This window comes from Maribacter litoralis (assembly GCF_902506355.1).
Taxonomy (GTDB): domain Bacteria; phylum Bacteroidota; class Bacteroidia; order Flavobacteriales; family Flavobacteriaceae; genus Maribacter; species Maribacter litoralis.
Map to the genome: position 1 here is coordinate 3,249,716 of NZ_LR733271.1, position 22,438 is coordinate 3,272,153.

13 protein-coding genes are annotated in these 22,438 nt (G+C 37.9%); 5 read left to right on the forward strand and 8 right to left on the reverse strand.

Annotated elements, in window-relative coordinates:
* Positions 1-17 precede the first annotated feature (17 nt).
* From EXIGUO8A_RS13725 to nagB, 7 genes are all read right to left on the reverse strand, one after another.
* On the reverse strand, positions 18-278 hold the full coding sequence (locus EXIGUO8A_RS13725) for a DUF4212 domain-containing protein (protein ID WP_159303569.1): 261 nt from the start codon (positions 276-278) through the stop codon (positions 18-20).
* Between the two features lie 131 nt (positions 279-409).
* The gene (locus EXIGUO8A_RS13730; RefSeq protein ID WP_159303570.1) at positions 410-1,486 is read right to left on the reverse strand and encodes an anhydro-N-acetylmuramic acid kinase; all 1,077 of its coding nucleotides are present in this window, start codon (positions 1,484-1,486) and stop codon (positions 410-412) included.
* Positions 1,473-2,324, reverse strand: coding sequence for a CPBP family intramembrane glutamic endopeptidase (locus tag EXIGUO8A_RS13735; protein WP_159303571.1), 852 nt, complete (start codon positions 2,322-2,324; stop codon positions 1,473-1,475). The genes EXIGUO8A_RS13730 and EXIGUO8A_RS13735 overlap by 14 nt, the downstream gene beginning before the upstream one ends.
* Positions 2,325-2,330: 6 nt before the next feature.
* On the reverse strand, positions 2,331-3,887 hold the full coding sequence (locus EXIGUO8A_RS13740; protein ID WP_159303572.1) for a glycoside hydrolase family 3 protein: 1,557 nt from the start codon (positions 3,885-3,887) through the stop codon (positions 2,331-2,333).
* Positions 3,880-5,154, reverse strand: a complete 1,275-nt coding sequence (locus EXIGUO8A_RS13745; protein ID WP_159303573.1) for an MFS transporter — start codon at positions 5,152-5,154, stop codon at positions 3,880-3,882. Before EXIGUO8A_RS13745 ends, EXIGUO8A_RS13740 begins: the two co-directional genes overlap by 8 nt.
* A gap of 1 nt (position 5,155) precedes the next feature.
* Positions 5,156-6,673: a glycoside hydrolase family 10 protein gene (locus EXIGUO8A_RS13750; protein ID WP_159303574.1), complete on the reverse strand. Its 1,518-nt coding sequence runs from the start codon at positions 6,671-6,673 to the stop codon at positions 5,156-5,158.
* 57 nt (positions 6,674-6,730) lie between these two features.
* On the reverse strand, positions 6,731-8,659 hold the full coding sequence (gene nagB / locus EXIGUO8A_RS13755) for a glucosamine-6-phosphate deaminase (protein WP_159303575.1): 1,929 nt from the start codon (positions 8,657-8,659) through the stop codon (positions 6,731-6,733).
* 200 nt (positions 8,660-8,859) lie between these two features.
* On the opposite strand from nagB, the gene EXIGUO8A_RS13760 reads away from it, so the two are divergent.
* Both EXIGUO8A_RS13760 and murQ read left to right on the forward strand, forming a co-directional pair.
* A complete protein-coding gene (locus EXIGUO8A_RS13760) occupies positions 8,860-9,609 on the forward strand; it encodes a DeoR/GlpR family DNA-binding transcription regulator (RefSeq protein ID WP_159303576.1) in 750 nt (249 codons plus the stop codon).
* A gap of 4 nt (positions 9,610-9,613) precedes the next feature.
* Entirely contained in the window at positions 9,614-10,426 is an 813-nt protein-coding gene (gene murQ, locus EXIGUO8A_RS13765) for an N-acetylmuramic acid 6-phosphate etherase (RefSeq protein WP_159303577.1), read from the forward strand.
* Between the two features lie 62 nt (positions 10,427-10,488).
* Here murQ and EXIGUO8A_RS13770 read toward each other — a convergent pair whose 3' ends face one another.
* Positions 10,489-11,610: a PQQ-dependent sugar dehydrogenase gene (locus EXIGUO8A_RS13770; RefSeq protein WP_159303578.1), complete on the reverse strand. Its 1,122-nt coding sequence runs from the start codon at positions 11,608-11,610 to the stop codon at positions 10,489-10,491.
* 126 nt (positions 11,611-11,736) lie between these two features.
* Here EXIGUO8A_RS13770 and EXIGUO8A_RS13775 point away from each other — a divergent pair, with 126 nt between their 5' ends.
* From EXIGUO8A_RS13775 to EXIGUO8A_RS13785, 3 genes are all read left to right on the forward strand, one after another.
* Positions 11,737-20,316, forward strand: coding sequence for a T9SS type B sorting domain-containing protein (locus EXIGUO8A_RS13775; RefSeq protein WP_159303579.1), 8,580 nt, complete (start codon positions 11,737-11,739; stop codon positions 20,314-20,316).
* 255 nt (positions 20,317-20,571) lie between these two features.
* The gene (locus tag EXIGUO8A_RS13780; protein ID WP_317164607.1) at positions 20,572-21,216 is read left to right on the forward strand and encodes a carboxylesterase family protein; all 645 of its coding nucleotides are present in this window, start codon (positions 20,572-20,574) and stop codon (positions 21,214-21,216) included.
* 14 nt (positions 21,217-21,230) lie between these two features.
* Positions 21,231-22,436: a multiheme c-type cytochrome gene (locus EXIGUO8A_RS13785; protein WP_159303580.1), complete on the forward strand. Its 1,206-nt coding sequence runs from the start codon at positions 21,231-21,233 to the stop codon at positions 22,434-22,436.
* The last annotated feature ends 2 nt before the right edge of the window (positions 22,437-22,438 follow it).

The window sequence follows — 22,438 nt, forward strand, 5'->3', positions numbered from 1 at the left end:
GGTTTTTGTTGGTTGGTTTAATCGTTGTATCCGTATTTCTTATCTAGCTTATTCATGAGTCTTACATATACAAAGATCAGGATAACGAAAACGTATATCGACCCTTGTTGTGCAAACCAGAATCCTAATTTGAAGCCGCCTATTTTAATAGTATCCAATGCTTCTTTGAATAGAATGCCCGCTCCAAATGAAACAATAAACCAAATCGTCAATAAAATGAATAGGTAACGTACATTTTCTTTCCAGTAAGCGGTTGCTTTCTTTTGTTTTTCAGACATGTTCTATTCTATTTTAATGAATGAATAGGCTTACGTCGTATTAAGGCCTATTCGTATAAAACTTATATAATAACAGAGGAGAACCTCTGGTCATTTAAATCTCGATTATCGAGTAAATTAGGCATAAAAGTTTAATTCGGTATGAACAATACTCCACTCGAAGAATCTTTTTTTGCTCCGGTTACCGATGAAAGTACATTTGTTAATTGCTCTATTCTTAAAACCCCCATTAAAGCAAATACCAATGCTTCTTTGAATTCTATTATAATTTTTTCGGGAACCACCACCTTTGTTGTTTCACCTAGTTTCTCTTGTAGTGTTTCAATCAAAAAAGAATTAAGTGCACCACCGCCTGTTACCAACAATTGTTGATTTTTGGTTTTGAAATTCAGCTCTATCTGTTGTGCCACTTTATCACAAATATGGTGTACACTTGTGTGAAGCAAGTTTTCTAAGGTGTCTTCCGTTTCTTCAACTATGGGCACAACCTCTTCTAAAAACCATTCATAACCAATAGATTTTGGGTGTGGTAGTAAATAGTACTTTAAGTTATTTAATTTTTCCAGCATGGTGTGGTTTAGTTGCCCTCTTCGTGCCAAATTTCCATCTTCGTCATACTCCAAATCTACCTTTCTAGTAATGTAGTTGAGAATCATGTTTGCCAAACCAATATCATAGGCTATTCTTTTATCTTTTACTTCGAAAGAGACATTACTGATTCCGCCTAAATTCAAGCAAAATTCATACTGGCTAAAAAATATTCGATCTCCGATAGGCACTAAAGGGGCGCCTTGACCGCCTAATGCCAGATCGTTTGTTCTAAAATCGCATATTACCTTTATACCACAAGCATTTGCCAAATGTTGACCAGAACCTACTTGAAAGGTAAGTCCCATTTCTGGTCTATGGTGAGTGGTATGACCGTGACTGGCAATATAATCGACTTGTAATAAATTTTCATTGACAAAATTTAGTACTTGTTCGCCAAGCCAAGTGCCGTAGGTATTATGAAGTTCAAGAAGTTTTTCCGCAGATAAATCAATGGCGTTTTTCAATGTATTCATCATATCAGATGAATATTTGATGCTTTTTGTTTCTTTGATTTCAAATTGCCATGCCTCTTTTTTTTGCCAAATATGGCAATAAGCTAAGTCAAGCCCATCTAATGAAGTACCCGACATGAGACCAATGATTTTATATATTTTCATTTCTAATAGGTTGAGGTTTTTTTACTTGATAATAATATATAATCAATGCTACCAGTATCATTTCTATAATTAGCGAAAAAATAGAGCCTTCAAAGCCAAATTGCCCTCCGTTAACCATATTGTTTTCTGGCACTGTGAATTCTATGATGCTATAGATATCTTGACCGCTTACGTTGAAGCCAAATAACGATTGAAATAGATTCCAGCTAAAATGGAAGGCTATAGGGTACCATAAATTCTTTGTGTAGATATATGAGGCGCCAAGTGCTATTCCTGCTAAAAAAAGACCTGTTAAACTGAATAGGCTAATATTTGGATTTGCACCATGAGCTATTGCGAACAAAGCAGAAGAAATTATTAGTGCTATATACTTGTTAAAAGATAGCATAAGATTCTTTAGAATGTACCCTCTAAAAAGAACTTCTTCTAAAATGGCTACAAATACGAACAATAGTGTGGTATAGATTAATTCTAATACATCAAAGTTAAAATCAGTATAGATAATTTCTTCGGCTGCCCATAAACTAACAAAAGCTAATCCCATTATGACCAACCCAAGTAGAGTGCCTATTATAATATCGTTTTTTCTGTTTTTTATCTGAAGACCAACGTCCATAAAATTTTGCTTGTCCATATATTTCATAAAAATCCAGACTAAAAGAAGCGTTCCCAGAAACGAAAAAAATGTCATTATTAATTCCTGAAGCGAGTTTGCTTGAAAATCGTTATCTCCAAATGGAATACCGGCAACGAAAGCACCGCCAACTTGAAATAGACCAACTATTATTACGTATGGAAATATTAATGCAATTACTCTAGCCCATCCACTATGGTTCATAAGACTCTAATTTAGTTTTACAGGTAATTTTCCTTTTGCCTCTAATGTACCCATAAAATGTGCTGCGGCAACATCTTGAAACTCTTTAAAATTTTGATATGCAATTACTGTAGCCGTTGTTTTATCCGTTTTAAAAAATTGTAAAGCATATGGATTTCCAAAATGATACAATACCACTTTTTTGGAGGCAATCAATTCATTTACAAAATCTATTTCTTCTTGAAGGAATCCAAAGTTGTTCGTCGGTTTTATTTGTGGGGGAGTAAGCAGTAATAGAATTTCGGTTTCATTTTTTATCTCTTTGCGCATGTCGGCAATATTTTCTACAATTTCTTGGTTCGTTTGGTCGGCACCAAATCTTTTTAACGTCAAGGTGCAGAAATTGGTTGCTCTAAAATGTTCGATTTTCTCAGTAGAACCGTGATGCAAAGTGAGTGACTGTTCTGCTATTTTTTTATTTAAAGGACTCGGGTCGGTTAGTTCTTGGGGAATATTTTTGGGAATAATGGCTTTTTCTTTTAGCTTCCAAATACGTTCTATGCTTTTATTTATTTGTGCTTCGGATGCATTTTTAAGAATATGCTCAATGCCTTCTTCAATATGTTCGGCAAAGCATAATACATCATTGCCTGCGTTAAAAGCAAGCCACTCCAATTCGCCCTTTGTTGGATAATGTTTAGATACTGCATGCATGTTCAATGCATCTGAAATTACGACTCCGTCAAACCCCATTTCGTTTCTTAAAACGCCAGTGATTATATCTTTATTTATGCTTGACGGTAATTCTGCATTAGTGGTCAATGCCGGTACGGATAAGTGACCTACCATAACCGAATCTACACCTTCGTCTATTAATTTTTGAAAAGGGTAGAGCTCATTGGCTATTAAATCTTCTTTGGTCTTATCAATAATCGGTAAACCCAAATGTGAATCTGTAGCCGTGTCTCCATGCCCAGGAAAGTGTTTAATGCTTGTAAGTACCCCTTCGGACTGGGTTCCTTTTACAAATGCTTTTGCCAATGAGATTACTTGTTCTTTGTCATCACCAAACGATCTATACCCAATTACAGGGTTGTTAGGGTTTACGTTGACATCCACAACGGGAGAGAGATTCCAATGTATTCCTGCGGTCTTACAATCTTTGGCAATGTTTTGACCTACTTCAAATACTAGGTCGGTATTATTTTTATTGGCACCTAACGTAATTGCATACGGGTATTGCGGGGTATTTTCAATGCGCATGGCCAAACCCCATTCTGCGTCAATAGAAATTAATAGGGGATAGGTTGCTGCTTTTTGATATCTGTTGATGAGGTTTTTTAAAGTGCCAAAACTATCTTCATTAACTACTATTTTCTTTTTGCCCTCAAAATTTGTTGCTGCACTGGCTCTAGAATGAAAAAAACAGATACCGCCAATATGGTGTTCGGCAATCAGTTTTTCAAGTTGTTGTATTTCTTCTTCGGTATCGTTTATAAAAGCAGCGGGCATAAATAACTGCCCCACTTTCTGTTTTAAGGTTAGTTGCTGCATTGCTTGGTTTGTAGGTATTATTTTATTCATTGGGAACTGTTGTTTTTTTTCCGAAATCTGCAGGGTATTTAATAAATTTTAAAAGTAAGAGTGCCGGTAGGGCAGCAATGACTACCCAAACGAAAAATCCGTCGTAACCCAACCATTGTTGCATGTAACCGCTAATCATACCGGGTAGCATCATACCTAATGCCATAAAACCTGTAGCAATGGCATAATGCGATGTTTTAGATTTACCTTCGGCAATGTAGATGAGGTACATTAAAAAGGCGGCAAAACCGAAGCCGTAACCAAATTTTTCGAATATTACCGTAGCCGTTACCGCATAAACACTTGTGGTATTGGTCATGGCCAATACTGCATAAAGAATATTTGGAAGGTTCAATGAAAGTACCATCGGTAACATCCATTTTTTTAATCCGTCACGTGAAATAAGAATGCCTCCTAAAATTCCTCCAATGGAAAGAAAGATAACTCCTGCAGTACCGAATATGGTACCTAGTTGTTCGGTTGAATACCCTAATCCACCTTTGTCCGGTGAATCCAATAAGAAAGGTGATGCCATTTTGACCAATTGTGATTCGCCCAAACGGTAGCTTAAAATAAATGCTAAGGCAATACCTATGCCCGGTTTCTGAAAGAAAGAAGAAAATACTTCTAAAAACCCTGCGGGCTTTTCTTTCTCCTCTATATGTTCCGATTCATATTTAGGTGTTACAAAGAAGTTTGCCACGGTCATGACCAACATTAAAAATGCAGCGGCCGACATGGTTATGCTCCAAGCTTTAGTATTGTCGCCATATTTATTTTCCAAGAACCCGGCAAGTACAACTATTAAGCCTTCACCGGTAACCATAGCTAGGCGATAAAAGGTACTTCTCATACCTACAAAGAACGATTGTTTTTTTTCCGTTAAACCAATCATATAATACCCATCGGATGCAATGTCATTAGTGGCGGAAGCAAATGCGGCCATCCAGAAACATGCCAATGAAGTCACGAAGAACATATTGGTAGGTAATGATAAACCAACCCCTAAAAGTGCAATGGCAATTAAAAGTTGCATGCTTAAAAACCATTTGCGTTTGGTGCTTTTTAAATCAACGAACGGACTCCATAATGGTTTAAGAACCCATGGTAAATACAAAATACTGGTGTATAAGCCAATGTCCTCATTACTTACCCCTAATTTTTTATACATGATTACAGAAACCGTAACTACCAATACATAGGGTAATCCTTGCGTGAAATAAAGCACAGGTACCCATGCCCAAGCTCCTTTGTCTTTTTGTACCATATTACTTGCTCACTTGTTTTAAATTAAAAATTATTGGAGTGGTCTCTTTACCGTAAACATCTATAAAACTAATTGCATTATATTTTTTTCTCAGTTGGTCAAGGGGAATGCGCACTGTTTTAGAGGTGTTGTCTACATATATTTTGGACAGTAATTTCTTAATGTCATACGTTTCTTTTACCCTAATACCAGATGAGTAGCATAAGGCATATCTTATAGCACTTAAATCATTGAATTCAAGAATGACTTCAGTGTCTGTTTTGCTTGAGTTTACTAATCTAGGTGATTTTGCAATATGATTGTTAGCTAAGGTTGAAACAGGGTTTAATGCTGGTTTTTTATAATACTTTTTATAAATATAATCTACCACATCATCATTTTCCGTCATTAATGATTTGGCACTGAACATAGCATTTCCTTGAATTTGAGGCGTGTTACGTGCTAACTCTATTTGTGTTGGTAGTTCTTTATAATCGTCCCACGCTTTATCGCTGTTGTTTCTAATTTTATAAGGACCGTTACCAACATATAGGTTGGTGTTGTAATTATTTTTTGACCACCAATCAACAATTTTTCTATGTGATGCAACGGGTAGATCCATACTCCAATATACTTGTGGGGCTAAATAATCTATCCATCCTTTTTTCATCCATAACAATGGGTCGGCATATAAATCTTCAAATGTAGTTTGCCCCGCTTTAGTATCAGATCCTTTTGGGTCGGTAGAATTGTTTTTCCAAACTCCGAACGGACTAATACCAAATTGAACCCATGGTTTTAACGATTTTATGGTTACATGAGATTGCTTTACCAACGAGTCAATGTTACTTCGTCTCCAGTCATCTATTGATTGATTGTTCTGTGCGTAGGTTTTGTAGGCGACCGAGTCATTAAAGACTTCACCGGTAACCTTATAAGGATAAAAGTAATCATCAAAATGTATGGCGTCTACATCATAATTAGAGACCAGTTCTTCTATGATATTTTGAAAGTGGTTGCGAACTTCGGGCAGACCGGGATTGTAATAATTTTTCTTTCCGTAGTGCACTATCCACTCTGGGTGTGTACAATAATCATGTGTTTCTGATAAAACCTCAAAATTCTCATCAAAAGTTGCTCTATATGGGTTTAGCCAAGCATGAAACTCCAAGCCACGATCATGAGCTTCGGCAATCATCCATTCCAGAACATCTGTATTCCATTGAGGTGGAGTACCTTCTTTACCTGTTAAAAACCTTGACCAAGGAGCATATTCAGATTCGTAAAAGGCATCACCAGCTGCACGTACTTGTACTATAACGGCATTGTAATGTTCCTTTTCGTAGAAATTTAAAATCTTTAGGTAGTCTGCTTTTTGTTTTTGTGCAGAATCGGCTCCATTCTTTGGCCAATCTATATTGACCACTGTAGCGATCCAAACACCTCTAAACTCTCTTTTGGGGTATTTTTCATAAGATTTAAAAATTCCGCAAGAACTTAAAAGAAGTAGTAAGGCAAGTAGTGTTAGTTGTTTTACCATAAATTTAAAAAAGACCCATTTTAAACTAAAAATAGGTCTTTTAATTCAATTTAGTTGTTAGTTGAATTTATGTCTTACAAAGGCTTCCATTGCTGCGTATGAAGATAGGCCCATTGCTTTATATTTATTAGCGGTATCACGATTTCTTTCTTCGGCGCGCATCCAGAATTCTCTAGAATCATCGCCTTGAAACATTACACCATCTTTTTGAGATTGATGACAGAAAATGGCATTTCGCTTTTTCAAAACTTGACCCGGACTCATGGGTACTGCCATTTCAATTTCATTGATGTCCCACTCATGCCAAGCGCCTCTATATAACCATAACCAACAATCATTCATGAAATCTTTAGACTTTAGCTTTTCGCATGCTGCAAATACCGCATCTAAACAAACTTTGTGTGTGCCATGCGGGTCTGCTAAATCACCTGCAGCATAGATTTGATGAGGTTTTATTTCACTTATGATATTGGCAACAATGGTAATGTCTTCATCAGATAAGTTTTTCTTTTTTATAGTACCTGTCTCGTAGAACGGTAAATCTAAAAAGTGAACGTTTTCATCTTGTAACCCCATGTATCTGGTTGCTGCATAAGATTCACCTCTTCTTATTTTGCCCTTTAAATTTCGCACTTCAGGCGAGTCGATATGGGTTTCGTTCTTTTCAGAAAGCGATTTGATAATTTTATTGGCTTCGTCAGAAGGATTTATATGTAATGCTATTTCAGCATATTTTCTTGCATCGGTATCTGAAACCGCTATGTTTCCAGAGGTTTGATAAACAATGTGCACTTCATGACCTTGTTCTACCAGTCTGTCAAAAGTTCCGCCCATAGAAATCACGTCATCATCTGGGTGAGGGCTAAATATAATTACTCTCTTTTTAGCCGGGTTGGCACGTTCTGGTCGGTTAGTGTCATCGGCATTTGGTTTACCACCAGGCCATCCGGTAATGGTATGCTGTAGTTTGTTGAACATTTCAATGTTCAGGTTATAAGCATCGTTCAGCGCTAAAAGATCAGCCATGCCGTTGTCGTTGTAATCTTTGTCGGTCAAACTTAAAATTGTTTTTCCTGTAGTCTCACAAAGCCAAACAATTGCTTTTGCTTTCAATTCTTCTGTCCATTCACAGGCATCTACCAACCAAGGAGTTTTGTTTCTGGTCAACTCGCTTCCGGCACCGGTATCTAATACAAAGGTGCAATTGTCATGTTGCTGCAGATAGGTTGCAGGAACATGAGAGGAAATTTCACCTTCAATAGTTTTTTTGATGATGTTGGCTTTGTTCTGTCCCCATCCTAATAATACTATTCGTTTTGCTTTTCTTACCGTAGAAATTCCCATGGTAATGGCTTTTCTAGGTACATTGTCTATGCCTAAAAAAGATGGGGCCGCATCAACACGGGTAATGTGATCAAGGGTAATTACTCGTGTGCCGGAATTAAAGTGAGATCCAGGTTCATTAAAACCGATATGACCCGTTCTACCAATACCTAAAAGTTGAAAATCCAGTCCGCCATGTTCTTTTATTTTTTGCTCATAACTTAAGCAGTAAGCTGTTGTTTCCTCATTACTTACCGTACCATCTGGAATATGAATATTCTTTTCTGGGATATCTACATGATTAAAAAGATGCTCGTGCATGAAGTAGAAATAACTTTGAATATTATTTGGCTCCATAGGGAGATATTCGTCTAAGTTAAAAGTGACCACATTTTTAAAGCTTATACCTTCTTCTTTGTGCAAACGAACCAACTCTTCATATACCCTTATTGGCGAAGAACCTGTAGCTAAGCCCAAAACACAATTTCTTTTTTGCCCTTGTCTCTTTTTGATCAGTGCAGCTATTTCATGCGCAACTTGAATAGAGGCCTCATTAGAATCTTGGAAGATTACGTTATGAATTTTTTCGAACCTGGTTTCTTCAAACTGACCAATTGGTTTGTAACTGATATCGATTTTGGAATCTTTTACGGCGTTTTTCATATGATTATGATAGGTTTTTGGATTTTTAAATCATGCAAATATATGCGTTATTTTGATTACTTGCGGTTTTTTGCAATAAATTATGCCGTTTTTTGCTGTTAATTAATCTTTAATATGTGTTTACATTATATTAACGTCACAAAACGGCATGTGATAAAAATCGCTATCTTTGCCATATTCATTAGAAAAATTGCCATTACATGTTAAAAGAGGAACGTCAGCAGACCATTCTAAACGAAGTAGATCTGCATAATAGAATTCTCATTACCGATATAGCCGAGGCATTAGATGTGTCAATAGATACTATAAGAAGAGATGTAAAAGAGCTTGATGCCGAAAATAAGCTTAGAAAGGTGCACGGTGGTGCTATTTCTATGGGGTACATGACCAATAGTGCAAGAAATACCAATATCTATAAATTAGATGATAAAGTTGCCATAGCGACAAAGGCCATTACAATGCTGCGAGATGGCGCGGTTATTTTTTTAGATGGGGGGACAACATGTATGGAACTGGCACGTATTATACCCGAAAACATGAACCTTACATGTTTCACCATAAGTTTGCCCGTTGCTATGGAACTTTCCCATAAAGCCAATATTAACGTGATTTCTATTGGAGGGCAAATTTCAAAAGAGGCACAAATTGCGATAGGGGCAAATGCAATTCATCATATTTCAGAAATACGGTTCGATTATAGTTTTATTGGAACCGGTTATGTTGATGCGACCTTTGGACTGACGGAGTTTGATTGGGATATTGTTCAAATTAAAAAGGCAATAATAAAGGCTTCAAAGAAAACGGTATTATTATCGATTTCTGAAAAACTGAATTCTCAACACCGTTATAAAACCTGTGATATCAGTTCTATTAATACTATGATAACCGAATTGAACCCAAACGATTTATTGCTCAAAGCTTTTAAAAACCACGATATAAAAATTATATAATTAAATGGATTATAAAAAAATAACCGAAACCCCTTCGAACCACAATGATCTGGAGTTAATGAATACCGAGACTATTCTTCAAAAAATGAATGAGGAGGATAAGAAGGTGGCATATGCTGTAGAGCAAACTATTCCGCAGGTTACAAAACTTGTAGATGCATTGGCAGAGCGTTTTAAGAACGGTGGTAGATTATTCTATATAGGGGCAGGTACCAGTGGACGTTTGGGTATTCTTGACGCCTCTGAAATACCGCCCACCTTTGGCATGCCTCACGAACGTGTAGTGGGTTTGATCGCAGGTGGGGATACGGCGATCAGAAAAGCTGTGGAAAATGCAGAAGACGCTACGCAACAAGCATGGTTAGATTTAAAAGAACATGATATCACCAGTACCGATGTTGTTGTTGGTATTGCTGCATCGGGCAGTACACCTTATGTGATTGGTGGGTTGGAAGATGCTAAGAAAAACGGAATTTTAACTGCGGCCATAACCAATAATCCTGGTGCTCCTATTGCTAGAATAGCCGATATTCCAATTGAAATTAATGTAGGACCGGAATTTTTGACCGGTAGTACCAGAATGAAAAGTGGTACTTCTCAAAAATTAGTATTGAATATGATTTCTACTGCACTTATGATTAAAATAGGTAGGGTGAAAGGGAATAAGATGGTAAATATGCAATTAAGCAATGATAAACTTGTAGATCGCGGTACACGATATATTATGGAAGGTCTTGATATTGACTATACCGAGGCTGCCGAGTTATTGAAAAAACATGGATCTGTTAAGCTGGCTATAGAAGCTGGCAAACAATAGGTTTGGTAGTTATAATAATAGAAAGCCTGAATACTATAATTATATTCAGGCTTTTTTATGCTCTAATTTTTAGGAACTAATTTATAAATTCCCTTGCCTTCAACGGCTACGTATATTAATCCGTCTGGTCCTTCATGTACTGCTCTAACTCTTCCCAGACCGTCCATTAATTTTTCACGTGCAGTTACTTTATTTCCGTCCATGACCAATCGCTCTAAGTACTGAAAAGCCAAGGAACCTACCATAAGGCTACCTTCCCAATTTTTATATTTATCTGTGGATACATATGCCATACCGCTAGGCGCAATAGAGGGAACCCAATAATGAATTGGTTGCTCCATGCCTGCCATTTCTGTTTTGTCGGTAATTGGTGTTCCACCATAATTTATTCCGTATGTTACCAACGGCCATCCATAATTAGCACCTTTTTTAATGATATTAATTTCATCCCCTCCTCTTGGACCATGTTCATTGTCCCAAATCTCTCCAGTTACGGGGTGCATGATTAAACCTTGCGGATTTCTGTGTCCGTAACTGTAAATGGCAGTCTTTGCACCTTTTTGGTCAACAAACGGATTGTCTGAAGGTATGCGACCGTCATCGTGTAATCTATATATTTTGCCTCCATCTCTTTTTATGTCTTGCGGGTTTGTGTCCCTATCACCGCGTTCACCTATGGAAAAGTAGAGATAACCATTTTTATCAAAGGCAATTCTCGATCCAAAATGCTGTCCCTTGGTAGAATTGGGCGAGGCTTTGTACAAAACCTGATTTTCGGTCAATGCGTTGTTATTTAATTTTGCTCTCATTATTGCAGTGTGCCCTCCCTTTTCTTTTCCTTCTGTAGAAGCGTAGGTAAGGTATATCCACCCGTTTTCTTGATACTTTGGGTGTAGGGCAATATCTAGCAGACCGCCTTGGCCTCTATTGTAAACTTCAGGGACATTACCGATAATCGATTTTTTACCATTGGAAAAATGTATCAATTTTCCCTCTTTTTCGGTGATTAATAAACTTTTGTCGGGAAGGAATGTAAAGCCCCATGGTATCTGTAGCTCATCGACGAACAGCTCAGTGGTGAAAAAGACTTCTTTTGGGGTAGTTACTTTGTTTTCAGGGTTTTGTGCGCAAGAAAAATTAAGCGTTACAACGAATAAAAGTGGGATGATAATACTATTTTTCATATTAAGGCGTTAGAAATATATTAATGAACACGTGAATAAACTAAAGATAAAATATAAGTAAAAAATTACACCAAAGAACTATAAAGATCCCAAATCGAAATTGTTCTTAAAAAAGATACTTAACCTATGCTCCCAAAACAACAGCGGTATACGCTGTATGTACTATTTCTGATTGTTATTTCAGTAATTGGTACTACGGCTCTGGCCAACTCCAAAGTAAGTACTTTGTACGCAGAGGTGGCTCATGTAATCGAAAAAGCCGTTTCGGTTTCTACCAAAATTCAACCCACTTTAGAAAAGAAGGAAAAAGTTATACGTAAGTCTAGCTTAGCAGCTCCTGCAATGTTCAATACATTAATTGTTGGTGCAGATGACACGGACACATGTAATGATAACGGATTTACAATTGCCCGTTTTAATTTATGTGGTGATTATGATGATCGTATTATTAGTTTGTCCGGTGGTCCATATTCTAGCGTAGTATGGCAAGAATTGGGAGGTTCTTGTTCAACTGATGTTAATACTGAATGCCCTAATACCAACGCATCTTGTTATTCAAATGTTGTAACTGGACAACAAACCTTTAATTTAGATGCAAGCTCTGTGCCCTCTACTTCTGGAGCAGAATATAGGGTTTTAGTAGACGGACAACCTTATTACTTTAAGGTAAAGAAAAGTACCATTACCCAAACGTATGTAAAACAAGATTTTATATGTGGTGTAGATGGTAGAATACAAATAACAAATCTTTCAAGTGCATATGAGTTTGCTATTGATAGCGGTAGCGGATTTGGGGCTTGGCAAGGTGCAATTTTTTCTAATTTGGCACCTGGTACATATAATGTAAAGGCTAGATTAAGAAATACAGCCAATACGTGTGAATATCCGTACGAGCCAATTGTTATTGAAGAAAAGGAAATTGAAATCTCGGCAACTTTTACAGATGCTCTCTGTAGTGGAGATACCGGTACTATTACCGTTACCGCTTCCAATGTTCCTGGTCCGTATAAATATACTTTATTGAACTCTAGTGGCGTAGCCCAAGAGTTTACGGCATTTATTTCTACCAATCCCTACACTTTTTCTGCTGTAGGTTTTGGGACATATACCGTACAGGTAGAAACCCAGCAATGTACGGGTGACCCGTTAAACGGAATTGACCCGCCTAGGCAAAATGTAGATGTCAATGGAGACCCTTTAACCATTGGTGCGGGTGCTTCTGCTTTAGATGCTTCTACCGAGGTGAATAGTAGTTTTGGGTGCTCAGATATTTCTAGTGTAGATATTACCTTAAATACGTCAGGTGGTTCTGCACCTTACACATTTACTGTTAATGGCGGTCCGGTACAGCCTTCTTTTGGAGATGCTTCTACCGATTCTGGTACAACTACCTATACCGTAACATCAGCTGGAACTTATGATTTTGTTATAACAGATAGTAATGGCTGTATCATAAATGCATCTTCAGATGTTGAAGATTTATTGCCTCCAGATGTAACAGTTGCCGGTATAGATGGTACATGTAGCAATGGTGGGGCAAAACTGGAATTTACCATTAATAACGGTAGAGGTTATAATATATCATATAGGGAAAGTGCTTCCGATCCTTGGGTAAGTATTCCACAGATTTCAGTAGCAGCAGGAACGTATAATGATATAGAGGTTAGATACCAACAAGGAGCGTTTGAATGTACTTTGGGTCTTCCGTCGGTAACTGTGGATACTGTAGGATCGTTAACGGGGTCGGCTACCAAGGTTGCCGATGTAACTTGTACAAGTTCTGGTAATGATGGCGGACAAATTGATTTTGTTGGTCCATTTTCAGGAGGCTCGGGTAGTGGTTATGAATTTAGTATCGATGGGGTAAACTTTTCTACTGTAACATCGTACTCAGATTTGGCTGCGGGAACATACACACCAATTATTCGTGATGCCGGCGGATGTCGTTTAGAATTGACAGCTATTGATATTTTGGATGTTGATCCTCCTACAGATTTAGATTTTGCACAAAGTAATACAAGTTGTGCCGCGGGTACTACAGATGTTCAGTTAACACCTACTAGTAATGCTGCAATAAATAGATATGAAATAATTAGTCCGGCGTATGTTGACAATGGTACTAATGATACGTTTACGGGTTTAATGACCTCACAAGCATATATCTTTCAAATAACCGATGTTAACGGATGTTCATATACCGAAGGTTTTAGACCAGTTGAAATAAGTTCTATTCGAGTACGAGTAAAATCTGGTGGCGACCTAAGAGTTTGTAACGGTGCTACCGATGGTACGGGATCCTTTATCGTAGATGGTTTTGCCAACAATTATACCTATGATATTAATGGCGGATTATTCTCTGGAGGACCACAAAGTAATAACGAAGTAGCACTTCCATTATCAGGTGCCGGAACATATACCATTACAGTTACCGATGCTGATACCGGTTGTACAGATGTTACATCTTTTGAGATTGAAGAAGCTCCAGTATTAGATCTTTCTACAAGTACGGTTACGGCTATGAGCTGTGCCAACGGTAATTTAGGAAGTGTAAGAGCAAATGCAACCGGTGGTTGGGGAACATATAGATATACCCTAACTCCACCTGTAGGGCCACAAATAGGTCCCAAATCTGGAAGAACCTTTAGTAATCTTTCTTCAGCGGGAACATACACATTATCTGTAGAAGATGCTGAAGGTTGTACAGATACGTTCACCTTTGACTTAAACCCAATTGATGCACCGACTATTGCGTTAGATGGTCCGTCTTCAGATTTTTGTTTTGTAGCCGGAGTAGGAGCTACGGTTGCCGTAACCTCCACTGCAGGTACTGCAGCAGTCGGTACACATCAATATAGAATTAATGGTGGTACTTTACAGGCGAGCGCTTCTTTCTCTGGTCTATCTCCTGGTAACTATACCATAGAGGTGGTTGATGGTAATGATTGCTCAGATAGCTTAGCTATAACCATTGAGCCCCAATTAAGGGTAAATACCAGCATTACGGCCGAAATACCATGTGGTGGAGCAGACGGAACTATTAGAGTAAGTGTCAATGGTGGTTATACTGCTGGTGTAGGTGCTAAACAGTATGAGGTTAGTTCTGATGGTGGTGCTACTTTTGGTACTGCAATTCCACTAACTTCTGATACTTTCGATTATAACACAAATGTACCTGGAGATTATGTTTTTAGAATTACCGATAATAATACAACAAGCAGTGGCTGTGTAGCAGAGTCAGTTTCTATTACATTGAATCCACCTCAAAATATAGCCGCAGCATATGTAACAACTAGACCAGTGAGCTGTAGCTCTACCAATAACGGGGCGGTAACCATAACACCCGATGCAACAAGTGGGGTGCCACCATATGAAGTTAATTTTAACGGAAATGGTTGGGGCTCGGAAACTGTTTTTTCAAACCTAACTGTTGGTACTTACTCTTACTTGGTCAGAGATGCTAGAGGTTGTGAAACCGTTGCCGATACTTTTGATATTATTTTAGATAACACTGCGCCACCAGCAACTACGGTTTCAGAAGTTCAGGCAGTATGTTCTGGTAGTGGTCCAGTTAGTGGAGGTATAAGTATTGATGCAGTTGCCGATGGTACGCCTAATTTTGATTTTATTATAGAAGATAATACAGGTGTAGAAATTACTCGTGTTGAAGATCAAAGTACTTTTCCGATCCAAATTTTAAATCCTTCATTGGTAACTGGAGATTACACTATTATCACGATTGATGCCAATGGTTGTACAGATATAGATACGGTTACGATTACATCAAATGAAGTGGTAATTTCACCACTTCCGCCACCAGTACCTGTTGATTGTGATGATACCGCTTTCACCTATGCTGTTAATGTTAGTGGAGGTTCAGGTTCTTATCAAATAAGATTGTTGGATCAACCATCATTCTCTAACTTAAATAATACACCAGGGGTCAATGACCATACTTTTAGCAATGCTACAGACGGTATTCAATATGGTGTAGCGTATACTGTTGTTGTGTTAGATGTGGGTACAGGTTGTACTTACGAACAAGAAATTCCTCCAGTAGAAGGTCCGTCAACATTAGATGTGACAGCATCTTCTACACCAGGTGCCTGTGATATCAATAGAAATGGTGAAATAGCCTATGAAATTACGGGTTATACTATTGGTGATCAGTTAAGAATAGTATTGATTAATAATGAAGATGGATCGGAAACTGAGTTGCAGGCTTCGGTAACAACTTCAGGTTTACCTTATAATGATACCTACCCAGAGTTACCTGGAGATTATCAAATTTTGGTTGAAAATTTAACCGATACTTGTACAGATGCAGATTCGGTTACTATACTTCAAAATTTACCTGATATTGATATTTTACAAGAAGTACCTGCAAATTGTAATGCATTTGGGCAAGTGACCGTACAAGGTAGAGGTGGTTCTGGAGGGCCATATGAATTTGCCTTTATGGATACCGGTGTACCTCCTACAGGTTGGACAACCGATACTACTTTTTCGGCAGCTGATGGCACTTATGATGTATATGTAAGAGATGCAAGTGGTTGTACATCTTTTGATATTGCAACGATTATATCTTTAGATCCAGATTTGCCAGCTCCAGATTTTACGGTGGTAAATCAATGTGATCCTACCTCAACGGCTTTTGACATTACCGTTACAGTACCAAATTCTTTGAATACGCCGAGATTTACTTTGGGTGGTGATGAACAATTGCCTACGGATGATGGTACAAATTGGACTTACACTTACACCGTAAGTAGTCCTGGAGATTACGTAGTAGATGTTGTTGATGCCAACGGATGTACAAGTCAAGGTACTGCCACGGTATATGATTTCTTGTCTGCAACGGGCGACTTTTCTACCGATAGTACTTGTAATGATGCTGATGGTGAAATTACAATAACTACCAATGGTGGAAGTGGAGATTTCGATTATGAACTAACAGGTGTAGATTATAATTCATCTGCCGTTGGTCCGGTATTGCAGACAAACGATCCGGTGTTTACCGGTTTAGAACCTGGTAATTATCAAGTTGTTATAACTGATCGAGTTGTTAATGATGGAACTGGTTTCTGTGAAACCACGGTGTCTAACATTATTCTCAATCAAGCGGCTCAACCTGTTATCATTTCAGAAGAAGCTATAGATATTAGTTGTAGAGATGAGAACGATGGGTTTATAGAAGTAATAGTTGGTCCTGCAAATGCAATGGTTCCTTTTACTTCGCAAGATACCCCGTTAACCTATATCCTAAATGATGTTACATCTGGTACAACGGAGGTTACAAGAAATAATACGGGAGCCTTTTCAGGATTGCCTGCAGGAGATTATCAAGTACAAGTGTTAACAGCACGTGGTTGCGAAGTGTTATCTACAGTACAAACTATTGATAACCCCGATGATTTTAGCATAACGGCAAGTGCAGCCGATTTTTCTTGTGAGCCAGGTGCTAATAGATATAGTTCTACTATTATTACGGTGAATGTAGTTGATGCAGGTACCATAGGTTCAGGTTATCAATATAGTATTACAGGGTTCGAGAACTATCAAACTGGTAATACGTTTGAAATTATAGATAATGGTTCTGCTCAGAATATTACGGTTTATGCAATAGATGGTAATGGTTGCCAAGCTACCTTTGATGTGCCTACGATCAATCCTCCTACAGATGTTGTACCCACAATCATAGATATTGATATTTTAAATTGTAGAGATGATGAACGTGTACGTATAGAAGTTACGGGTACAACCGACTTTACTGTAAATACAGTTTCTGTAATAGCAGTTGCTCCAGTAACAAATTCAGCTGGTAATAATTATGTTGATGTGTACTTACCGGCCGTAGGAGATTATCTATTCGAAATTGTGGACAATACTGTGGGTTGTACTTACCCAATGCCAGTTCATACCGTAAATACACCTATTGCGCCAACGGTTTTAATTAGCGAAGCTAAACCCGTTAGTTGTGCGGTACCCGGCAATGATGGAGCATTGTTCATTACAGTTGGTGATTATAGCGGTGTTTATGATTACATTGTTTATGAGGCTACCGATGATGCAAGAACAACGCCACTGGCTTCAGGAACGTTTGATAACAATAATTTCCCTGATGTTAATGGCGATGAAGCCCGTATAGATAATTTACCTGGTGGTAATTTAATAGTTGATGTAGTTTCTGTGGGTAATCCGTATTGTGCAGGTATCAGTAATGTTGCCAATATTAGAACACCTAACGGTCCGCTACAAGTAACGGCAGAATCTATAGGAAACGTTAGTTGTACCAATGATACTGGAGAAATTGTTGCTACCGGAACCGGTGGTTGGGATACCACACCTTATGAGTATAGATTGTTGATGAGTACGGATAATGGTGCTACTTATACCACTGAAATTGCCGCTTTCTCAAACAATAATGAATTTACCGGCTTATCATTCGGTTTCTATGAGATAGAAGTTAGGGATGTAGAAGGATGTACAAATACAGTTGAGATAGAATTGGAAGAAGTACCGCAAATTATTGCCGGTATTAGAGAGCCACAAAGTTTAGATTGTCCTAATGGTAATAATGCTGTTCTTGAGGCTTATGATGTTACATCTGGCGATGCGCTTACCGCAACCGCTGGGGCAAGTGGAGGCTTCCCCGGTGCTGGTTATAACTATACATTATTGTATTTAAGTGGTGATGATAATACGGCTGTTGTTTCTGAAAGTGGATTACAGAATACTCCAACCTTTATTGGAGATAGTGGAGGATATATTAGTGCTGGTTGGTATGCCATAGAAGTTTCGTCTAGTTTTGGGTGTTCTTTTGTTACCGAAGCTTACTACGTAGATCCGCCACCACCGATACAACCGGTTTTGGTACAGACTAGAGTACCTGGCTGTGGAGGTGATGGTGAAATGAGAATGACCGTTGAGAATCCTGATCCGTTGTTCACATATGAATATTTAAGGGTTGAAAATGGCGTAACTATTGGTACGTATCAACCTATGACCGGCAATTCTGTAACCATTACGGGTGTTCAAGGAATTACCTATCAATTTGATGTAAGAAAGGTGAACGCTGCAGGTGCTTGCCCGGCAATTAGATCAAACGGTATTACAATGACCGATGCTACTGGAATAACATTATTACCGAACTTGCCAGATGACATTTCATGTGCTTCTGAATTGGATGGTAGAATAGAATCATTTGTAAATGGTGGTGTAGGTGAAGATTTGTTCTATTTATATGAAGGTGATCCGGTTGATGCTTTTAACCCGGCCGTTACGGCGACCATGGTTAGAGGTCCTCAAGATAACGGAACATTTGAAGGGCTTGCTGAAGGATCCGAATATTATATTGCCGTAACAAGTGGTGCTACTTGTATGGATATTGCCGGTCCGTTCGAAATAATTAGACCTGATCCGATTATATTCGATGCCGTGCCGACCAATGTTACTTGTAATGGTGAAGAAGATGGTACAATAACCGTATCGGTTAGCGCTGGTGGTGAAGGATTGATACAGTTTGCAATTGCGCCAAACTTTAATGAATTCTTTAGCGATTTCGAGAACCCTGGCACTTATACTTTTGATGAATTGGCGGCAGGTACTTATGAAATTTTGATCAAAGATGATAATGGATGTTTTGAAAAAGATTTTATAACGGTTGAAGAGCCTGATCAAATAGAGGTTATAACTATTGAAACCACTCCCGAACTTTGTATTGGAGCCAATAATGGTACAGTGGTATTCGATGTAATCGGCGGTACTCCTTTTGATGATGTTCTGGTAAATCCTACCCCTTATTTTGAGTATAAGATAGAAATGGTCGATCCTGTCGATGAGAGCGGTACTGGAACATTTGCTCCTTACAATGGTGAAATTATAGAAGACCTACAAGGTGGTGCATCTTATGTAATCTATATACAAGATGTAAACTTATGTACGGCTTCAGAATTGTTTACCATTGATATTGGGGTAGATTTAACGGCAGAACCTCAGGTTCAATATGGTTGTGATGGTATATTCCCAACAAGTACAACTACAGTTCAGTTGGCTAATGATAATTTATTGCCACAATTAATGTTTGCATTGGATCCCATAGATCCTACAGATGCTATTACGGCCAATGCTACCGATCAGTATGTTTGGGGAGATTTACCTGCTGGTAATCACATCGTATATATTTATCATGAAAATGGCTGTACCAATAGTGTGGAGTTCAGTATTGATGGTTATGAGCCTTTAAGTTTGGTGGTTGATAAAACCGGACCTAATGAAGTGCAAGCTGCGGCAGCTGGTGGCTATGGTGAATATGAGTTTTTCTTCAATGGGCAGTCTTTTGGAGAAGAGACCGTATTTACCACCAATGAAAGCGGAATAGTTAATGTGCGTGTAAGAGATGCCAGAGGTTGTGAGTTAGAACTTAATGTGCCTTTTGAATTCACCGGAATGCTTGAATTTCCAAACTTCTTTACACCCGATGGTGATAACCTTAACGACATTTGGTCTCCGAACAACAGAGAGCTTTTTGATGGTGTAGTGGTTAAAATTTATGATCGCTATGGTAGAGTAGTAGCTGAGCTAGATGAGGTAAGTGGTTGGGACGGAACTTATGAAGGCAAAGAAGTACCTACCGGTGATTACTGGTATGTTGTTAACGCCAATAGTGATGCCATTAAATATGTTGGTCATTTCACCTTGTATAGATAAGTAGTATTTGAAAATATACATTTGCCGAAAAGGAGATACAATTTTGTGTCTCCTTTTTTTATTAAATCAAATAAGCTTCGGCAGTATTCTCGTCTAACATTTTAAATCTAAAATGACCTATTGAGATTTTAACTTTAAAGCAACTTGTTTTTAGGGTACATTTGATAGAAAATATTGATTTTGATGATGAGGTCTGTTATATACATTATTTTACTGGTTATTTTTCAAAGTTGTGCTTCTCAATCTAAACCTATTTTGATTGATTCAGAAATGGAAACGAATGTAAAAGAGAACCTCTCTTACTATTTATATTATCCTGAAGATTACCAAGACGAGCCGGAAAAGGATTTTCCTATTTTACTATTCTTACATGGCGGAGGCGAATCTGGCGATAGTTTGGTGACAGTGAAAAGAAATGGACCTCCAAAATTAATTGTTCAGGGTAAGAAGTTTCCTTTTTTAATATTGGCGCCTCAAAATCCAAACGCTAAAAAATGGTGGAACACAAGGGCTGTTAAGCAGTTGTTAGATTCTATTGTGGATACTAATAGAATAGATAAAAAAAGAATCTATATAACAGGATTGAGCAGGGGAGGAGGAGCTGCATGGGAAATGGCCGTTCAATATCCAAATACATTTGCCGCAATGGCAGTAGTTTGTGGTATGGCACCCTTGCCCTACGCATCTTGGATCAATAGAAAAATGCCCATATGGGTCTTTCATGGAGAAAAAGATAAATCTGTTCCATTCTCAGAATCTGAGAATATGGTGGCAAAATTAAAGGAAATGGGATATGAAGTTATATTTACCAGATACCCCAACGTAGGTCATAGCGCGTGGATAAAAGCCTATGAAACCGAAGCCCTTTATGATTGGTTTATGAATCAAGAATTAAAATAGATATATTCACTGCGATGAATAACAAATATACCAAATACGTCATAGGGCTAATTTTTATGGTGTTAACTGTTTGGGGTGTTTGGTATTTAAAGAATACGATTGAAATTTCAGAATATTTAGAACCTAAAGTGGTGGCAACGCATTACAATGGTGAAAACTATATTGCCGCAGATACATGTGTAGAGTGTCATGCAGACATATTCAAGAATCACATAGAAACCGCTCATTTTAATACTTCGGCAATTGCCGATGAGGTTCATGTGAAAGGTGTTTTTGAAGAGGGCTCAAATGAGCTGAATCTTAAGGGAGTTCGCTTAAAAATGATAGCAGATAATCATAATTTTTATCAACTATCAAAATCCAAATTTGGAGATACCGCAGTAGTGAAGTCAAAATTGGATATCGTAATTGGTTCTGGGGTTAAAGGACAGAGTTACCTTAGTTGGGAAAATAACGGACTTAGTCAAATACAAGTGTCATACTTTGAACCTACAAATGCATGGGTCAACAGTCCCAACTTTCCTGATTATGCTTTCAGTAGACCTGTAGACGATAATTGTTTAAAATGTCATATCACTTTTGCCGAAAATAAAAATGAAGCTGCAAATAGCAATGCATATAATAGGAATAAGTTGTTGCTAGGCATAGATTGTCAAAGATGTCATGGTCCGTTAGAAAAACATGTTGTGCATCATAGGGAAAATCCAAACGAATTGAAGGGTGCTTACGTAGATCGTTATAGTAATTTCACAAGGCAACAGCGATTAGATGCCTGTGCGGTTTGTCATTCTGGTTTACAGGCACAACAGGTAAAGGGAAATCCTTTTTCATTTCTAGCAGGAGATACATTATCTGAATACTCTAAGAACTATCAGAATTATAATAGAAATTTAAAATTAGATGTTCATGGTAATCAAATGGGTCTTTTAAGTGAAAGTGAGTGTTTTGTAAATTCTTCTAAAATGGATTGTATTACTTGCCATAGCCCTCATGAAAATGAACGGGGTAAGCACAACAATTTTAACGCAAAGTGCTTGTCATGTCATGATATTGAAGATATAAATACAACTGCTGAAATAAACAAACATGCCAATTCTCAAAACTGTATTTCTTGTCATATGCCATTGGTACCGTCTGAAGTAATGCAGCTGAAGCTTGACGACGAATCTGATGCAATACCTGTTTATATTAGAACTCACCTTATTGGAATTTATAAATAATC

Bases quoted from the DNA above. Each gene is read 5' to 3' on its own strand.
- EXIGUO8A_RS13725 (WP_159303569.1), bottom strand. From the start codon at position 278: ATGTCTGAAAAACAAAAGAAAGCAACCGCTTACTGGAAAGAAAATGTA.
- EXIGUO8A_RS13730 (WP_159303570.1), bottom strand. From the start codon at position 1,486: ATGAAAATATATAAAATCATTGGTCTCATGTCGGGTACTTCATTAGAT.
- EXIGUO8A_RS13735 (WP_159303571.1), bottom strand. From the start codon at position 2,324: ATGAACCATAGTGGATGGGCTAGAGTAATTGCATTAATATTTCCATAC.
- EXIGUO8A_RS13740 (WP_159303572.1), bottom strand. From the start codon at position 3,887: ATGAATAAAATAATACCTACAAACCAAGCAATGCAGCAACTAACCTTA.
- EXIGUO8A_RS13745 (WP_159303573.1), bottom strand. From the start codon at position 5,154: ATGGTACAAAAAGACAAAGGAGCTTGGGCATGGGTACCTGTGCTTTAT.
- EXIGUO8A_RS13750 (WP_159303574.1), bottom strand. From the start codon at position 6,673: ATGGTAAAACAACTAACACTACTTGCCTTACTACTTCTTTTAAGTTCT.
- nagB (WP_159303575.1), bottom strand. From the start codon at position 8,659: ATGAAAAACGCCGTAAAAGATTCCAAAATCGATATCAGTTACAAACCA.
- EXIGUO8A_RS13760 (WP_159303576.1), top strand. From the start codon at position 8,860: ATGTTAAAAGAGGAACGTCAGCAGACCATTCTAAACGAAGTAGATCTG.
- murQ (WP_159303577.1), top strand. From the start codon at position 9,614: ATGGATTATAAAAAAATAACCGAAACCCCTTCGAACCACAATGATCTG.
- EXIGUO8A_RS13770 (WP_159303578.1), bottom strand. From the start codon at position 11,610: ATGAAAAATAGTATTATCATCCCACTTTTATTCGTTGTAACGCTTAAT.
- EXIGUO8A_RS13775 (WP_159303579.1), top strand. From the start codon at position 11,737: ATGCTCCCAAAACAACAGCGGTATACGCTGTATGTACTATTTCTGATT.
- EXIGUO8A_RS13785 (WP_159303580.1), top strand. From the start codon at position 21,231: ATGAATAACAAATATACCAAATACGTCATAGGGCTAATTTTTATGGTG.